General features: G+C 38.9%; 16 protein-coding genes, 1 tRNA gene and 3 pseudogenes. 9 read left to right on the forward strand and 11 right to left on the reverse strand.

The window, feature by feature from the left end; all coding sequences use genetic code 11:
* Both KKD20_00905 and KKD20_00910 read right to left on the reverse strand, forming a co-directional pair.
* A partial coding sequence (locus tag KKD20_00905; protein MBU4331669.1) for an efflux RND transporter permease subunit occupies positions 1-572 on the reverse strand: 572 nt, incomplete at its 3' end.
* Between the two features lie 123 nt (positions 573-695).
* On the reverse strand, positions 696-2,552 hold the full coding sequence (locus KKD20_00910; GenBank protein MBU4331670.1) for an efflux RND transporter periplasmic adaptor subunit: 1,857 nt from the start codon (positions 2,550-2,552) through the stop codon (positions 696-698).
* Between the two features lie 285 nt (positions 2,553-2,837).
* Between KKD20_00910 and radC the strand changes: the two genes are divergently transcribed.
* From radC to KKD20_00930, 4 genes are read left to right on the forward strand one after another with little or no spacing between them, the layout of a single operon-like run.
* A complete protein-coding gene (gene radC / locus KKD20_00915) occupies positions 2,838-3,527 on the forward strand; it encodes a DNA repair protein RadC (GenBank protein MBU4331671.1) in 690 nt (229 codons plus the stop codon).
* 5 nt (positions 3,528-3,532) lie between these two features.
* Complete coding sequence (locus KKD20_00920) at positions 3,533-3,754, forward strand: hypothetical protein (protein MBU4331672.1); 222 nt, start codon at positions 3,533-3,535, stop codon at positions 3,752-3,754.
* A gap of 7 nt (positions 3,755-3,761) precedes the next feature.
* The gene (locus KKD20_00925; GenBank protein MBU4331673.1) at positions 3,762-3,956 is read left to right on the forward strand and encodes a hypothetical protein; all 195 of its coding nucleotides are present in this window, start codon (positions 3,762-3,764) and stop codon (positions 3,954-3,956) included.
* Positions 3,957-4,007: 51 nt separating this feature from the next.
* A complete protein-coding gene (locus KKD20_00930) occupies positions 4,008-4,826 on the forward strand; it encodes a hypothetical protein (GenBank protein ID MBU4331674.1) in 819 nt (272 codons plus the stop codon).
* 2 nt (positions 4,827-4,828) lie between these two features.
* On the opposite strand, the gene lexA is transcribed toward KKD20_00930, so the two are convergent.
* A complete protein-coding gene (lexA, locus tag KKD20_00935) occupies positions 4,829-6,697 on the reverse strand; it encodes a transcriptional repressor LexA (protein ID MBU4331675.1) in 1,869 nt (622 codons plus the stop codon).
* A gap of 272 nt (positions 6,698-6,969) precedes the next feature.
* Here lexA and KKD20_00940 point away from each other — a divergent pair, with 272 nt between their 5' ends.
* The 4 genes from KKD20_00940 to KKD20_00955 all read left to right on the forward strand — a co-directional run bounded on the left by KKD20_00940 (position 6,970) and on the right by KKD20_00955 (position 9,783).
* Positions 6,970-7,809: a Bro-N domain-containing protein gene (locus KKD20_00940; protein MBU4331676.1), complete on the forward strand. Its 840-nt coding sequence runs from the start codon at positions 6,970-6,972 to the stop codon at positions 7,807-7,809.
* A gap of 53 nt (positions 7,810-7,862) precedes the next feature.
* Positions 7,863-8,012 carry a hypothetical protein gene (locus KKD20_00945; GenBank protein ID MBU4331677.1) on the forward strand — a complete coding sequence of 50 codons (150 nt, stop codon included), beginning with the start codon at positions 7,863-7,865 and terminating at the stop codon, positions 8,010-8,012.
* 114 nt (positions 8,013-8,126) lie between these two features.
* Positions 8,127-8,759, forward strand: coding sequence for a winged helix-turn-helix transcriptional regulator (locus KKD20_00950; protein ID MBU4331678.1), 633 nt, complete (start codon positions 8,127-8,129; stop codon positions 8,757-8,759).
* A 244-nt stretch (positions 8,760-9,003) separates the two neighbouring features.
* Positions 9,004-9,783: a hypothetical protein gene (locus KKD20_00955; protein ID MBU4331679.1), complete on the forward strand. Its 780-nt coding sequence runs from the start codon at positions 9,004-9,006 to the stop codon at positions 9,781-9,783.
* A 68-nt stretch (positions 9,784-9,851) separates the two neighbouring features.
* Here the strand turns inward: KKD20_00955 and KKD20_00960 are convergent, their stop codons facing one another.
* The 8 genes and pseudogenes from KKD20_00960 to KKD20_00995 form a co-directional block, all read right to left on the reverse strand.
* Complete coding sequence (locus KKD20_00960) at positions 9,852-11,036, reverse strand: lamin tail domain-containing protein (GenBank protein MBU4331680.1); 1,185 nt, start codon at positions 11,034-11,036, stop codon at positions 9,852-9,854.
* Positions 11,037-11,057: 21 nt separating this feature from the next.
* Positions 11,058-11,375 (reverse strand): annotated as a pseudogene (locus KKD20_00965) (PKD domain-containing protein).
* A 354-nt stretch (positions 11,376-11,729) separates the two neighbouring features.
* Positions 11,730-12,194 (reverse strand): annotated as a pseudogene (locus tag KKD20_00970) (thermonuclease family protein).
* Between the two features lie 432 nt (positions 12,195-12,626).
* A pseudogene (locus KKD20_00975) lies at positions 12,627-12,920 on the reverse strand (helix-hairpin-helix domain-containing protein).
* A gap of 66 nt (positions 12,921-12,986) precedes the next feature.
* On the reverse strand, positions 12,987-13,442 hold the full coding sequence (locus tag KKD20_00980; protein MBU4331681.1) for a hypothetical protein: 456 nt from the start codon (positions 13,440-13,442) through the stop codon (positions 12,987-12,989).
* On the reverse strand, positions 13,396-13,995 hold the full coding sequence (locus tag KKD20_00985; protein MBU4331682.1) for a nucleotidyltransferase domain-containing protein: 600 nt from the start codon (positions 13,993-13,995) through the stop codon (positions 13,396-13,398). Before KKD20_00985 ends, KKD20_00980 begins: the two co-directional genes overlap by 47 nt.
* Before the next feature lie 229 nt (positions 13,996-14,224).
* Positions 14,225-14,581, reverse strand: a complete 357-nt coding sequence (locus KKD20_00990) for a hypothetical protein (protein ID MBU4331683.1) — start codon at positions 14,579-14,581, stop codon at positions 14,225-14,227.
* Positions 14,581-14,856 carry a hypothetical protein gene (locus KKD20_00995; GenBank protein ID MBU4331684.1) on the reverse strand — a complete coding sequence of 92 codons (276 nt, stop codon included), beginning with the start codon at positions 14,854-14,856 and terminating at the stop codon, positions 14,581-14,583. Before KKD20_00995 ends, KKD20_00990 begins: the two co-directional genes overlap by 1 nt.
* Before the next feature lie 110 nt (positions 14,857-14,966).
* Between KKD20_00995 and KKD20_01000 the strand changes: the two genes are divergently transcribed.
* Positions 14,967-15,051: transfer RNA gene (locus KKD20_01000), tRNA-Leu, on the forward strand.
* The last annotated feature ends 268 nt before the right edge of the window (positions 15,052-15,319 follow it).

Below are 15,319 nucleotides of genomic sequence, written 5' to 3' on the forward strand. Positions count from 1 at the left end.
ATACTTTCCAATTCATCTTGCGCTCGCTCTCCAATATCCTTTAACTGCCCGTCGGTTAAATTCCCCACCAAACTAAAAGTTACAATCGCAAAATCATTAGCCCTGATTTCCATCACCATTGGATCCTCGGCCTCGCTTGGCAAGCCGGAAATAGTATCCGCTTTATCCCGCAAATTTCTAATGCTCCCCTTCAAATCCGCGCCCGCCTCAAATTCTATAACCACGCTGGAAACCCCAAAAGACGAATTAGAAGTCATTCGCTCCATATTTTCCAAACCATCTAATTTCTCTTCCACTTTATTGGTTATGAGTTCTTCAATATCGCTAGGGCTCGCTCCCGGATAAACCGTAGTTACCACGGCAATCGGAATCTGCACTTCTGGATTCGCTTCCCTGGGCAATTCCATCAAAGAGAGAAACCCCCAAGCGGCCATGCCAATCACCATTAAAATTGTCAGGCGCCACCGCTTAATAAAAAAACCAAAAAAACCCCGACGAGTCTGCTCAATACGCCTCCGGTTAATTTCACTGTCTCTTTGAGATAATTTTGTTATATTATTTTCATTATTCATAAATAATCAAGATACAAGAAACAATAACCAAAGAATAATCAATAATCAAATTTCAAAACTATTTAGTTATTGGTGTTTGGAGCTTATTTGGTTATTGTATCTTGGTGATTGTATCTTAGAAAATTACTCCTCAATCATCACTTCATCACCTTCGGACAAAAACCCTCCATTCTCAACAACCACCAAATCCCCTTCATCCAACCCAGAAACAATCTCCACCATCTCTCCATAAACCTCACCAACTTCCACTATCCGCTTATTAACCCCACTAACCCCTTGGTCATTCGCGTCCCTTGTTTCTTGTTTCTTGTTTCTTGTTTCTACGATCCACGCGTAAGACTCATTCTGACCCACAACCACCGTAGCCAAAGGCAAAATAATCATGTCACTCCTTTTATACGTCAACTCAATCTCCACCTCCGCCACCTCTCCAGGCACAAACTGATAATCACTATTATCCGCCTCAACCTTAATCTTCACCTTTCCGCTCGCTCCCAAAGCCGCCGGCCCTATCTCCGTCAAAATTCCAACGTAACCGTCGTCGTCCCTTGTTTCTTGTTTCTTATTTCTTATTTCTAAAATCTTGACTTCCTGTCCAATCGTCAAATATCTCACCTCCCGCGTCCCAATCTCCAATTCTATTTCAACAAAATCCACATCTCCCATCTCCATCACGGGTGTGCCAATACTCACCTGATCGCCAACTTCAACCAAATTGGAAAACACCACCCCGCTAAATTTCGCTGGTATTCCCAGATTATCAAACTGATATTTAGCCAGGTCAAACTGGGCTTGGGCCCCATTAAACTGGGCTTGGGCCCCCAGTTCTCTTAGCTCTATTCCAGAAATTGCTAGCTCTAAAGAGGCGCGAGCACTTTCTAAACCATTTTCTGCCTGTTCAGATTGAATCTCCGCTGTCTCTATCGCCGACTCCGCCGAAATTTTTGCTGTTCTAATTCCATTTACAGCGCCCTTAATCCCGGAATTCACCGTATTCAAAGAAATCAATAAACCACTCAACTGGATTTTATAATTGCTAATCACGGCGTCTGATATCTCAATTGTAGACATGCAATAGTTCAAATCAACATAAGCCAAATCCGCCAACTTTTTAACTTTCTCAATCAACTCATCCATCTCCTCCAAGTCACCCTCAATCTCTCCATCGTCGTAGTCGTCGTCCCTTGTTTCTTGTTTTCGACAGAACCTGCCGTTCGAGGCCCTGAGGCCCTCAGGCCCGAATGGGAGCTTGCCGAAGGTCTTGTTTCTTGTTTCTTCTCTATTTCTTAATTTCTCAATTTCTTCTGCATACAGCCCCTTCACCCGCATAAAACTATTTTCTGCATCCGTCCTCGCCTGGCTATTAGAATTTAATAAATTTTTGAATGCATAATCACCCATTATACCGCCGCCTAAAAATCTCATCATTTGGTCAATGGCGCTATAAGCGCTGGAATAACTAGCGCGGCCAGAATCAAGCGCGGTTTTTACGGCTTGCTCAGCCGAATTTTTAGCGCTGGCCAAACTTACCTTCGCCAAACTTAAACCGGCTTCCGCGCTTTTGACTCCCAACTCGGCCTGCTTCACGCTTTCTTCACTCGCGGCTTCCACTTCTCTTAAGTTTTCTTCAGCAGTCATCAAGCTTGATAAAGCATTATAATAATTAGTTTCTATGGCATCATCATAAATCCGAAAAAGCTCTTGTCCGGCCCAGACTTCTTCGCCAATGGGTGTGATATATTGCAAAAAGCCATTAGTCAAACTTTTAACTAAGGTATATTTTTTGGGCTTAACTTTTCCGTTTAAAATAATTGGTATCCGAATTTCATCTTGGGTCTCAATTATTTGAACTTTAACTTTGGGGGTTACTTTCTCTTCTGGCCCAGCTTCAATCTCCGTTTGTCTGGATTTAAAAATCCCAACCCAGGCAATCGCTAAAATAATTACCAAAGCTAAATAAATTTTCTTTTTTTTACTCATAAAAAATGATTAAAATTTATTCGTGCGCGTTTATTTGTCCCGCTGCCGAAGATTCGCATACGGATACTAAGTTGAATAATCTTAGCGTAAAATTTTAAAAAGGTCAATGCTTCCCTCTTTAGTGGTCCTCCTTTGAGCTCCTTTTTTTATTCGGAAAAAATAACGGATTTGGGAGTTTGAAGGGTTGATTTTGGGGGTTACTCCGTGAAATTGAGTCCGCGGACTCGCTATTTCCCAGAGTTGATTTTTTGGGGGGGAAGAGTAAGATAATGTTAGGAGGCAAGAATGTCAAAAGAAAAAATCTACAATTTAAAAACTTTGCCAGAAGAAAAAAGGCCCCGGGGAAAATTAATAGCTAAGGGTCCAGATATTTTGAAAAATTACGAGCTTTTGGCTGTTATTTTAGGTACTGGATATAGAGATGAGAATGTTTTAGAATTAGCCCATCGGATTTTGCAAGATTATGGCTCTAAAGCGATTACTAAGGAAAAAAGCGTGTGGCGTCTGATGGATGAACTTGGTCTGCCAGAAGTCAAGGCCTGCCAAATTATCGCCTGCTTTGAATTGGGCCGCCGGTTTTTTATGGAAGACACTGGTCGGATGCCGACGATTCAAGGGCCAGAAGATGTTTATGAATATTTGGAGGATATGAAGAAACTTAAAAAAGAGCAATTCCGCGGGCTTTATCTTAATTCTCGCAACAAACTGATTCATGATGAAGTTATCTCCATTGGCTCTCTTAACGCCAACATTGTCCATCCTCGCGAAGTTTTTTCACCGGCGATTGAGTTTGCTTCGGCTAATGTAATTTTGGTCCACAATCATCCTTCTGGGGACCCAGAGCCGAGTGAAGATGATTTGGATATTACTAAACGGCTAGTGGAAGCCGGGAAGATTATGGGGATTGAGGTTATTGACCATATTATTATTACTAAAACAGAATTTATAAGTTTTAAAGATAAAAAATTAATTTAAAAACTATGTGTTGGTGCTTTGCAATTATAAATAACAGATTAGCTGAAATTTATTTTGACAGAGACAAAAAAGGAAACCCCAAATTTGAGGGTCATTGTTATGTTAAGAGAAGCGAGTTTAAGACCAAGGTGGAGCAAAAAGCTATAGATGAGGATATTACTAAGTATCGGTTTAGTTATCGGAAAGGGGAGTATAGGAGGGTGGAGGCGAAAAAAAGTAATAAGTAAAAATAATATGCCGAAAAAATTAAAAATAATAAATAAGAATAAGAAAGATAAAAAGAGAATCTGCCGGCACGATTATAAAAATGCGGTTCAAGTTGGCAATATTGATTATCAATGTCCATTATGTGGTGAACTTTTGGATCCAAACGAATGGTTTTTTATGAATAGTTTCGAGTTTGTTGATGTAGAAGTTAAAAAAGAGTGAAACATCAGCATGGTTTATTTCGCGATTTAATTAAATAAAAAATATAGTTTTATGAGTCATAAATATCCAGTACAAAAAGAGCTAATAACTAGTGAGCCAAAACATCAAACCGCCATCCGCGATATCAAGAAGCGTACTTATTGGGGTCCGACCGAGAAGGTCTTTGAGAGAAAATTGGGAGAGTTTATGAAAAACAGAAAACTCAAGGAAAAAGATGCCCTTATAGTTATACTAGATTATTTGACAGAGGTCTTGCTGAATTCAAAAGACGGAGTATTTAAAATGATAAAGAAGAGAGGAAAGGATATCCAACAAGCAAGTAAATCAGCCGCTGGAAATAATTATCAAGCTTTGATTGCCTACGCTCTAAATCGCAATATTGAAGCTGGTAATTTACCAAAAAATTTAGTGGTTGCCCTAAAACCCAAAAAACACCCGCTAGTTGAAGAATATACTTCTATAAAAGTAGGTAAAGAAATTCAAAAACCAGATATAGATGTTTTGATTTATCAGGAGAAACCAAAAACTCCATTAATAGTTTGTTCTTGTAAAACATCTCTTCGGGAGAGAGCTGGCCAAACTTATAGATGGAAATTATTATTGGAATTAGCAACCGCGGATCCCAAACATCTTCAAGAAAATCCTGATTGTCCTATTAATAAATTCAAAATTGAATATAAATATGAACGAAAAATTTATGTTGCGATAATTATCGCCGATTTATACAATGAAATAAATCAACCTCAACAGAGAGGCATGTTTAGCTTTTTCGATTTAGCGTATGTTGCCGATTATAAAAAAGGAAAGATATTAGAAACAGTCAAACCACTAAGTAAAATTATACAAGAATTAAACAAAATATATTCTTAAATTTAATTTTTTCTTAAAATAACAATACTTTCCTTATTCATTGTCTCCTCTAACTCGCCAGCAACATTTGTTGGCGAGTTTTTCATTGGCATTCTTTTCCCTGGTATGTTTCTAACAACAATATCCTCGCATGAGAACCCTACACTTTCCCCTAATTCGGTAATAATAAAATCTGTGGGGATTCGTACTTGTTTTACTAAACGATTGCCAATCACTAAACAAAAATATTTACTTGGTTTTAAAATTTTGTAGGCCCGTTCAAGGCATTTATTTAAATCAACATAAAAACTCAAAACATCCTTAGCTCTTTTTTCATCCTTTTTGGAAATCTTGTCCAAAACTTCATCTAAATATTCTGATTGGAGATTATGTTCAAGATCTTTGGTTGCCTTGCCGCCAAGCAGTTCGTTGTCAACCCCGGACGCTTTGTTTGGCTCCTTAAAAATGTCTATCCACTGGGCGGATAATCTGGAAAATTGGCCGTAAGCCACAGTTGTCCGGCTGTCGCCATAGGGCGGAGAAGTGATGATGCAATCAATAGAATTAGCTTTTATGCCATTACCCCTGGAAGAGTCCCCAAAGATTGGCTTAGCCCAGATTTTTTTGTTGACATCCCTGTAAAACTCAGTCATTCCGTTTATATTTAATTCCGCCCTCTTTTTAAAAATTCCTAAAACATCCGGGTTATAATCTTTCAATTTGTCTTTTTTAATTCTAACCAGCTTAAACTCCCCATTTTTAGTATTGGAAGCCAGGCGAACTGTTTCGCTAAGACAAACCAAGAAAAAATTTCTAACTTTTCTATCTTTAATGCTTTTAATCGCTTTTTTAATTTTCGCCAACTGGATAATCACCGGCTCTTTAAACCAAAAATCAATATTAAAAAAATTTGGCCTTTGAATTTCCTTGTCTTTTATTTTTTCGATTCTGTCTAATAATGTAAAGTATTCTTTTGTTAATTTTTTAGGATCTATTTCAGTTGTTTTAACTTTCGCTAAAAAAATAGCCAAAGGATTTAAATCAATTCCATAAGAATTTCTTCCCAATAATCGGCTTTCAATTAAAGCCGTCCCAGAACCGCAAAAAATATCACAGATAGTATCACCCTCTTTGCTGTAATTCTGCAAAAGCCGTTTGGCGACTTGGGGGATAAACATAGCCGGATAAGTGTGGAATCCATGAGTGTAGGGTTTGGTTTTTTCACCCTTAAAATCCCAAGAATAATCAATTCGCCTGGTGAGCTCATCATCGCTAACCTTTTCTTTTTTAATAGGACTTTGCAAATTTCTGATTATTTTTACAACCACCCCTCGGATTTCTACTTCTTTACGGTAAAAAGGAAATAGGGTTGGATTGCAGGGCTGTAATCTGAACCTATCTTTTTCGCGATAAAGTTTTTTTAAAGTCGCTTCATTATCATCAATAATAGCAACCACGGTTTCGCCATTCTCTGCGAATTCCTGTTTTCTGATAACAACAACATCCCCGTCAAAAATTCCTTCATCAATCATGCTATTACCCTGAACTCTTAAAGCATAGAGATTAGAAAATCTGTTAATTTCGTTCTGGTTAACCGCGATTGTTTCACCAGGCATTTCAATTGCCTCAATTGGCTGTCCCGCGCTAATAGTGCCTGACAAAGGAACTTGAATTATTTCATCTTTTTTCAGTTCCACACCCCGCGCGCTATGCTCATTTTTGATCAACATACCTTTTTTGACTAGGGCGTCAACATGCTGATACACACCGGAAAGCGCTTTCAGCCGAAAGTGTTTTTTTATCTCCTCAAAAGTAGGGGAGTATTCCTTCTCCTCAATATATTTTTTTACATAGTCATAAATTTCTTTTTGTCGTTTGGTAATTGTGGACATCTTGGCCTTGATTTAATTATTAGATTTGCTATAATTTAATTATACCGAAAATTTACTGAAAATGGAATGGTCAGTTATCCACAATTAATTTTTAATCTAAAAAAGTATGCCAAGAAAGCAGAAAAAAACTTGGCAAATATCCAATCTTTATGGCAATCGCCGAACACATTGGTTATAACGCCACGGGGCGGAAAGATTCTAAAAATGATTTGAATGAGATTTATGAAGAATTTAAGAGGTTTGGGAAATAAAAATAACTTAATTAAGAATGTATGGATAAAAAAATAAGCGCGATAACAAAGATCGCAATCTTTCGCAAAAAAGAAATCAGGAAAACTATTTACAATAATGAATGGTGGTTTTCGGTTATTGATGTGTGCGGAGCATTAACGGATAGCATTGACGCAGGGGCATATTGGAGAAAACTAAAACAACGGCTAAAAGAAGAAAGCGATGAGGTCGTGACATTTTGTCACGGACTGAAATTAGAAGCGCCTGATGGCAAAAAATATGCCACAGATTGCGCTAATACCGAAGGCGTTTTTCGACTAATTCAGTCAATCCCCAGCCCCAAAGCCGAGCCGTTCAAGCGCTGGTTGGCTAGGGTTGGCTATGAACGGGTAAAAGAGATTGAGGATCCAGAGCTGGCTACTAAAAGAACAAGGATACTGTATAAACTTAAAGGATATAGTGATGGCTGGATTGAGAAAAGAATGCGCGGCATTGCCATTCGCGAGGAATTAACTGATGAGTGGCAAAAACGGGGAGCACAAGAGCAAAGGGACTATGAAATTTTAACCGCGGAGATTTCCAAAGCGACTTTTGACCTGACGCCAAGCCAGTATAAAAAGTATAAAAATTTAAAAAGAGAAAATCTGCGGGACCACATGAACGACTTGGAATTAATTTTTACTATGCTGGGTGAGCGCGCCACAACAGAAATCCATCGAACGGAAAATTCAAAAGGGCTGCCAAAGCTGAAAGCCGATTCCAATGCTGGCGGCGATATTGCCGGCGGCGCGAGAAAGAAATTAGAAAAACGGCTTGGCAAGCCAATTGCCAGCCGAGAAAATTATCTCAAGAAACCGGAGGATAGAAAGAAATTAAAATAGCTAATTTTAGGGGAAATTTATGGAGAGACATAAAAGATTAAAAAATAATTTATATGAGACATTATAAAGATATTCCAATATGGATAAATTTAAAAAAGGAAAAAGTTAAAATGCGCTATTTTCAAGCGCAAACCCTGCAAAATCAAGCCGAAGAGGTTCTGGATAAAGCCAAGGAAGAAGTGGAGGAGATGATTCTAAAATAATTTAAGAATAAAAATCTATGCCGCCCCTTTTCCAAATCAAAAACAACAAATTCACCCGAATTAAAGAATCATATGAAGCCGCGCCGGATCATTAATAAACTTAACCCACCCCCTATGCCCGAAGAAAATCAAACTCAACCTTCAGAGGAAAAACCGGCTGTGGCAGAAACTAAACCAGAAACCCAAGAACCACCCAAAGAAACAGCCGCCATAGAATCAACCAACAAGCAAGATGAGCAATCAGAACCTCAACCCACCACCACTCCAGACAAACCAACAGCATCTCCCCAGTCAGAAGTTACTCAACCGACTACTCTAATAACTGAAAATCCATCAACCCCGCCAACCCAATCCGCCTCTTCAGCGGACAAGCCCAGCTCCGCTCCAGAAAATGGAACTGCCGCGGATAAGCCAGCACCAGATAGTCTTCAACCGGGCCCAGAGCCAGGGTCTCAATCAGTGAAACCAGCCTCGGCGCCAGCTCAACCTCCCAACCAAAATCAGAATATCATCCAAAACCTTCTTGTCAAAGCCCGAGCCAAGCTCCAAGAAAGAAGGCAGAAAAGATTAGACAAAATTTTAGCGGCTTTGCAGGAAAAAGACAAACTATCAAACAAAGAAATCAGGCAGTTGGTAAAGAAATCAAGGAATACAGTTATTAGGTACCTGGATATCCTAGAAAAACAGGGTAAAGTCAGACAAGTTGGTAAACAGGGTAAATATACTTTTTATGAGCTAGTAAAATAATTAATGCCCCATAATTTATTTTTTAATGCCCCAAATGGTGGAAATGGGGCATTAGAAAGCCCCAGCAAACTCGAATAACGCGCGCTGGCTCCAGAGTCCCTTCAACTCGCTTCCAGCGCCAGCGCTCATCTTTGCGCAGACCCTTGACAAACGAAAAAATATGAGATACTATTTCATAACAATGTTCTTTTTCAATTAGCTATTTCAATGTCTAACTCATCCCAAAAAAGAAGGAGGAATACAGATGCCAGAAAAACCACCAACCCTCAAAGAGCTCAAGTGGTTTCTCTACAATATTATTGGTAGCAACTACGAAACTAAAACCGAACACGTGGGTTTTATCTTGCGTTTCCTGGAAAACATTCCCGTAACCCAAGAACCGCAACGTCGGGAATGGCAAATAGAACTTTTTGGCTATCTTATCCAAAATTTTGGTATTCCTCCGGCCAGTAACGTCCAACCGCTCATTTTTCCGGAATTTATTATGTCACAGTCTCTCTATCGTGATAAAATTAAGAGCTTGGGAGATTTACTTTCTTCGGCTATAGAATCATTCCCTGCACACTCACCGCCGCCGCCAATTCCAATTGTTGCGGAAAAGCTTTGGGATCGTTTGCAACAAGTGGAAAATGAGGTTGATCGCACGGTGGCTTTATCGAAATTTTTATCTAGTCATTATGTTCCTTATTACCCCGAAACTGATGTCATAATACTACCGCAAGAGATCGCATCCATCCAAGAAAAATTGCAAAATGACTTTAGACGAATTGATACGCTCACAACTGGGGGTACTTTTGCTGGTCCCTTAGATGAGGAAATGCTAATTATCAAAATCATCCTTGAGAAAAAAACCTTAAAAGAACAAGCCATGCTTTTGGCTTTTGCCAAGCAAAGAGCAATCGCGCTGGAATTGGAATCGATTGAAGAAAAACTTTCTATTGTAAATGATGCATTCTTAGAACAGCTGCGAAATTCGAAAAGCGGCGATGATGCGGCATACGAAAATGAAGGTGGTGATGAATAATCAAAAACCGCCCCCGGGCGGCCATTGTATCACCTAAATAAAACTGTCTTCTTGCACTTGGTTGGTATTTACCAAGTGCTTTTTCTTTTCCGCCAAAAAATTCCCCCCAGTAAAATTACCAGCGCTCCATTCAGCACCCAAATATATTTATCCACTCCAGCTAAAGATTTTCCTTGAGGAATCGTAATCACTTGTTCCCCGCTATCCAATTGCGATTGCTCTATTTTAATATCATCCTGATACCGCGGCAAAATCCGATACTCGTCATCATATTGGGAAACTATGCCCGTGACTATTAACTTGGTTCCTTCTTTCATTCCCGACTTTTTAATGCCTGTAGACTGTTTAATATAAACTTTAATTTCATCCGTGCCGTCATCCAGGTATAGGCTGGAACCCTTGATTTCTATCAGCTCACCGCTCACGGTCACCAACTGGCCTTCTGCGGGTTCGCTGACTTCACTATTCTTTAATTCATGGGCTTCTGGCTCATTGCCTTGGCCAACTTTAACAATCAAGTCTCCAGTCCCCACTGATATCCGGCGTTCACTGCGAGATTCAGCTAATGTGCCGGCCACTTGAACAATATCACCGCAAGTCAAGCCAGCAGGAAAGGCCTTTTTATAAGAATAAACTTGAATTCCCGGGGAACCAATGATGTAAAAAAATTGCGAACCCAAAACACCCGGTTCAACTGCCACAGTCCCTTGGACTTTTACCCGGTCGCCATCATCAAAATCCCGAATATTATCAAGGGTTGCGGGAATAAGGCCATTAGATTGATTTGAGCTTTTTGTTGTTGATTTTTTACTGGACGAGTCTTCCGCGATAGTAATAATATTTTCTTCACCGGGAGTCGGCGTGGTTGTCCATCGCCACACGCCATCATCGCCAAGCGCGTAAGAAGCGCCTTCTTTAACTTCATCATAATCAACTTGAGAAACTACTTCGCCAAACGGATCAATCAGCCGAGCTGAATCATAGGTATTGTTAAATGCTAAGCCCGTCTCCTCCCTATAAAACACGAGGTGCTCCCCTGAATTTATAACCGTTCCTTCTGGAATTTCATAAAGCCGGCTGCCGGCTTCCGCATCATCAATTTCAAAATCTGCCAAATCAACTGGCTCGTCTCCGGCATTATACAACTCTAAAAACTCACCCTCGGCATCCGAGCCTTCGGGGTTAGGCAAGACTTCAGTAATAAAAACGTTATAATCCAAGTTAGCTTGGGTTTTAAAACCCAAGCTAACCATAATTTTTATCCTCACCCTTTCCGTTGAACTGGCGCCATCAGTATCAACCACGGTCAAACCCACTTCATAACTGCCCTTTTTATCAAAGCTAAAGTCAAAACTTTTTTCAGTGCTGCTGGCCAAATCTGCCACTTGCCAAAAATAACTCAACTCATCGCCCTCTGGGTCAACGGAATCGCTGGCATCAAATAAAATTTCATCGCCAACCATTGCTTCGCTCACGCAATCAATTACTGCCTTGGGCGGTTTATTTTCATAAACAATTTCATTTTCTTCTTCCGGAGTCGGAATCATTGTCCACTGCCAAATAAAGGTCTCCTCATTTCTAGCCCAAGCCATTTCTTCTTCAGCTTTAGTTGCGTATTCAATATCACCAACCAATTTTTCATCCGGCCAAAAAAGTTCTACTTTATCACCGCCAGTATTGTTCAAAGCCAAATCGCTTAGTTCCCGTTTAATTAAAAAATATCCCCGGGCAGGGATAATAGTTGAGTCAAAATCACTGGCCTTAATAGTATAAATCTTGCTGGTCGCATCAGATAATTTCCAGCCCTCTAAATTAACTTCTTCATCCCCAATATTTTTTAATTCAATCCACTCGCCTTCTGTATCACTGCCCGCCGGGTTTGGCAAGATTTCATTGATGATAATTTTGTCAGAAAAAATTTCCGAGTTAGGCTCTTCACAAACTTTCCAAAGTCCTTGTTTATTTTCCCAAGCCTCTTCTTCCGCTTGTTTAAATTCATCTTGATATTTATACGGGAGTTCATAAGTATACTCATAAGCATAACCTTGGCTAATCATTAATTTATTAAAATTTGTTCCATCTTCCAAAAATACATACCGCAATAATCTTCCATAATCATCTATTTCTCCTTGAGAATCATCGGCCTCTAACCTTACAGTTTTACCAGTCAACAATTCTTTAGCTTTGTTTGCTGCTTCAAGCCCAAAACACTCAACTGGCTTTCTGGGGTCAACCGACTCGGGTGTATCAATGCCAATCAATCTTAATCTTTCAGTCTTTCCCTGGATATCTACATCAATTGTATCGCCGTCCACTATCTTAACAACTGAATAATATTCTTGTTCGCTCAAAGTTTTATTTTCCCCGCCCGGCGTTGGCGTTACCGTCCAGAACCAGCCCTCTCCAACCAGCGAATACGAAACATCATCTTTAGCTGGCCCGGAATTATCTGGCGTAGCAGCTGCTAATTCTTCATTTGGCCAAAAAAGTTTTATGCCGTCCCCGGAATTATTAAGAACCAATGGGGTTTCTGAACTATAAAAAACAACATAGCCCCAACCAGCAATTTTTGTGCTTTCGGGAATTGTAAACTTTTTCGTTGAGCCTTGGGTGTCTTCCAAAACCCAACCAGAAATATCCGCTTCATTATCGCTCTTATTGTAAAGTTCCACAAACTCATTATCCGCGTCTGAATCTTCCGGATTTATCAATAATTCATTAATAATGATTTTGTTTGAATATGTTGACCGAACTGGCGGAGTTGACGAGCTTGGCGGCGGAGGCGGAGGTGATTCCCCTGTATCTTCTTCCGGCTCCTCAAATGGCTCTTCAGGTGGTTCTCCTTCCACGGTAATGTAATCTTTTATATCATCAAAAGTTGCCGTCCCTATTCCAGAAACATTCATAATTTCTTCTATCGCTTGAAATGGTCCATTTGTCTTCCGATAATCAATAATCGCCTGGGCTTTAGCAGGTCCAATTCCTTTCAAAGTATCCAGCTCTTCCAAACTCGCCGTATTGATATTAATTAACTCCGCCGCATTAGTATCATTCGCATGTATTCGTAGATTAGCATCACAATTAAAAAATAGCCCAAAAAAAATTATAAATATAATCGTAAGCTTTAAAAATCTCATGCTTTAATTATACAATAGGATTGACTTTTTTGGAAAACAAAGCCGCCCTAAAGCGGCTTAATCAGCCTAAACTAAACTTCCTTGGAGATCCATCTCTTGGATCAGTTCACTGATTCTTACTAATAACTTCTTGGCGTCCTTGGCAGCTTGTATCATGTCAGCTCGGGAAACCTCTAAAGAGCCATACTCAATATCATGACGTCTTCTTCTCATCCTCCGTATTCTATTAAATTCATTTTGTAATTCTCCTTTCATTAGTTCCTTCGCGCATTCAATAACTATAGAATGATGGCCCTCGCCCTTTCTGGCTTTATATCCATTAAACAAAAGAACTGATTCACAGCCAAGCCTTATTGAATCATAAATATTAGCATAAACATTTGACTCATACCCACTTAATTTCAAATTCTCATATGAAAAACGATAAACTTTAAATGCTTTTTCTTTTTTAATCTTGGCGTCATTAATTGTCGTATTAATCCTTTCTATTTTTTCCTCGTTTAATAATCTCTGTAAACTCATTTAAATTGCCTTTTAAAATAATCTTTGGCTCATTAAATATTCTAACAAAAAAATCGTTTCCTTCTTTTAACTTATCGGCTGCTTCCCGTCCACTGTAAATTTGATAATTAATTTCTCTTTTCAGCTCGCCCTCTAATTCATTAGCTTTCTCAACTAAATCATTTTGATCAACCTGGCCAATCAGCATCAGATCAATATCGCTCTCTCCGTATTCTTTGCCTCGAGCAATAGAGCCAAAAATAAAGGCGTATTCCACCTTCTTAAACTTGTCAACCAATGCCTTTATTTTAGCTTCTATGCCAATTGTTTTAGATATAATTTTTTTTATTTCCTCATATAAAGGATGGTCTTTATTCAACCTAAAAAAACGCAAATTACCCTTGCGTTCATCTTTCAAAATTCCTTCTTTAACCAGAGTATTTAGAGCCGCTTGAAAATGTCCCGGTTCTTTACCTAAATTTCTGGCGATTTCCCTTAAATAATATTCCTTGTCGGGATCTTTAAAAAAAAGGTTTAAAATCTCACCCTTGGTGTTTTTTAGAAAGTTGAGCATAGTTTTGTGGTACTGTATGGGTTATATATACAATTGTATAAGATTTATATACAATTGTCAAAATTGACTTTTAGCGAAATTTAAAGTATAAATAACATATAAGCCGGAGTGGTGAAATTGGTATACACGCGTGGTTTAGGACCACATGCCACAAGTTAAAAGAAGGTGGGCAAACGTTTGCCCACCTTCTTTTAACTGCTTTTAATCGACAACCTTCAAAACTTTATTTTTACATTGTTTTCCGAACAAATTCCATAAAGTCAGAAAAAGCACCAGGAAACTTTTTTCTAAAAGGCGACTCTATAATTTGATTATCTTTTCCTTTGTGGAAATGGCAGGGAAAAGTTTTAATTCGCTTAAACCGAGTATCAGGAAAGTTATCATAACGATAAATAGTTTTGTCCAAATGCCTTCGCTCCCAATGAAAATCAAAGCGATTCTTAATTTTTTGAGAAAGCCGAATATCAATAAAACTTTTATCTTTAAGAATCAGGCGGAGCTTATCAGGAGAAGGTTTAATAATATCAACGACGATATCTAAAAATTGATCTTTAGCAATAGATTGTAAATCTTCTAAGGTAGGCATTATGAAGATTTAATAAGCTGGTATAAAGTATCACGTTTAGCTTCCAGTGAATCAAATTTAAAAAAATCCTCGCGTGATTCTGAAGTTTCATGAATGAATCCTTTCTTGATCTTATTGTCTAACTCACCAATACTCCTGACTCCATACTTGTTAGCCAATAAAAAAAGTTCGGTTTCTACGGTTAATAACCTTCTTTCTAAAAAATCCCTAACACTTTCTTTTTCAATCGTTGCCTTGGGGATATTCAATTTAGTTGCAATGGCAGCAATGGTCATAGATTTATAAATTTAATCATTGTTAGTATTTTAATTGTATCATCTCTGAAAATATTGTCAAATTTAGGGAATTGACTTTTTTGAAAAATTGAATTATAAATAAACTATGTGCCGGAGTGGTGAAATTGGTATACACGCGTGGTTTAGGACCACGTGCCGCAAGGCGTGGAGGTTCAAGTCCTCTCTCCGGCACCACGCTTAGCGTGGTGCAAGGGACGCTAACCGTCCCACCAAATAATTAGAAAAAATTTATAAATAAATAAATTACCCCGCCGCCATTCGGCCTGAGCTCATAGCCGAAGGCAAGCGGACGGGGTATTAAAAATTCCCAACACAAAAACCCCGAGAAATCGGGGTCTTTTTGATTATAATGTATGGACTTTAACTAAAGTTCTAAATCCAAATCCTGAACAATATCCTCGGGAACAGGCGGCGGTTCGCGAACTGGACTTATACCCGGATA

This window comes from Patescibacteria group bacterium, assembly GCA_018896645.1.
Taxonomy (GTDB): Bacteria; Patescibacteriota; Patescibacteriia; order UBA2591; family JABMQE01; genus JAHIMF01.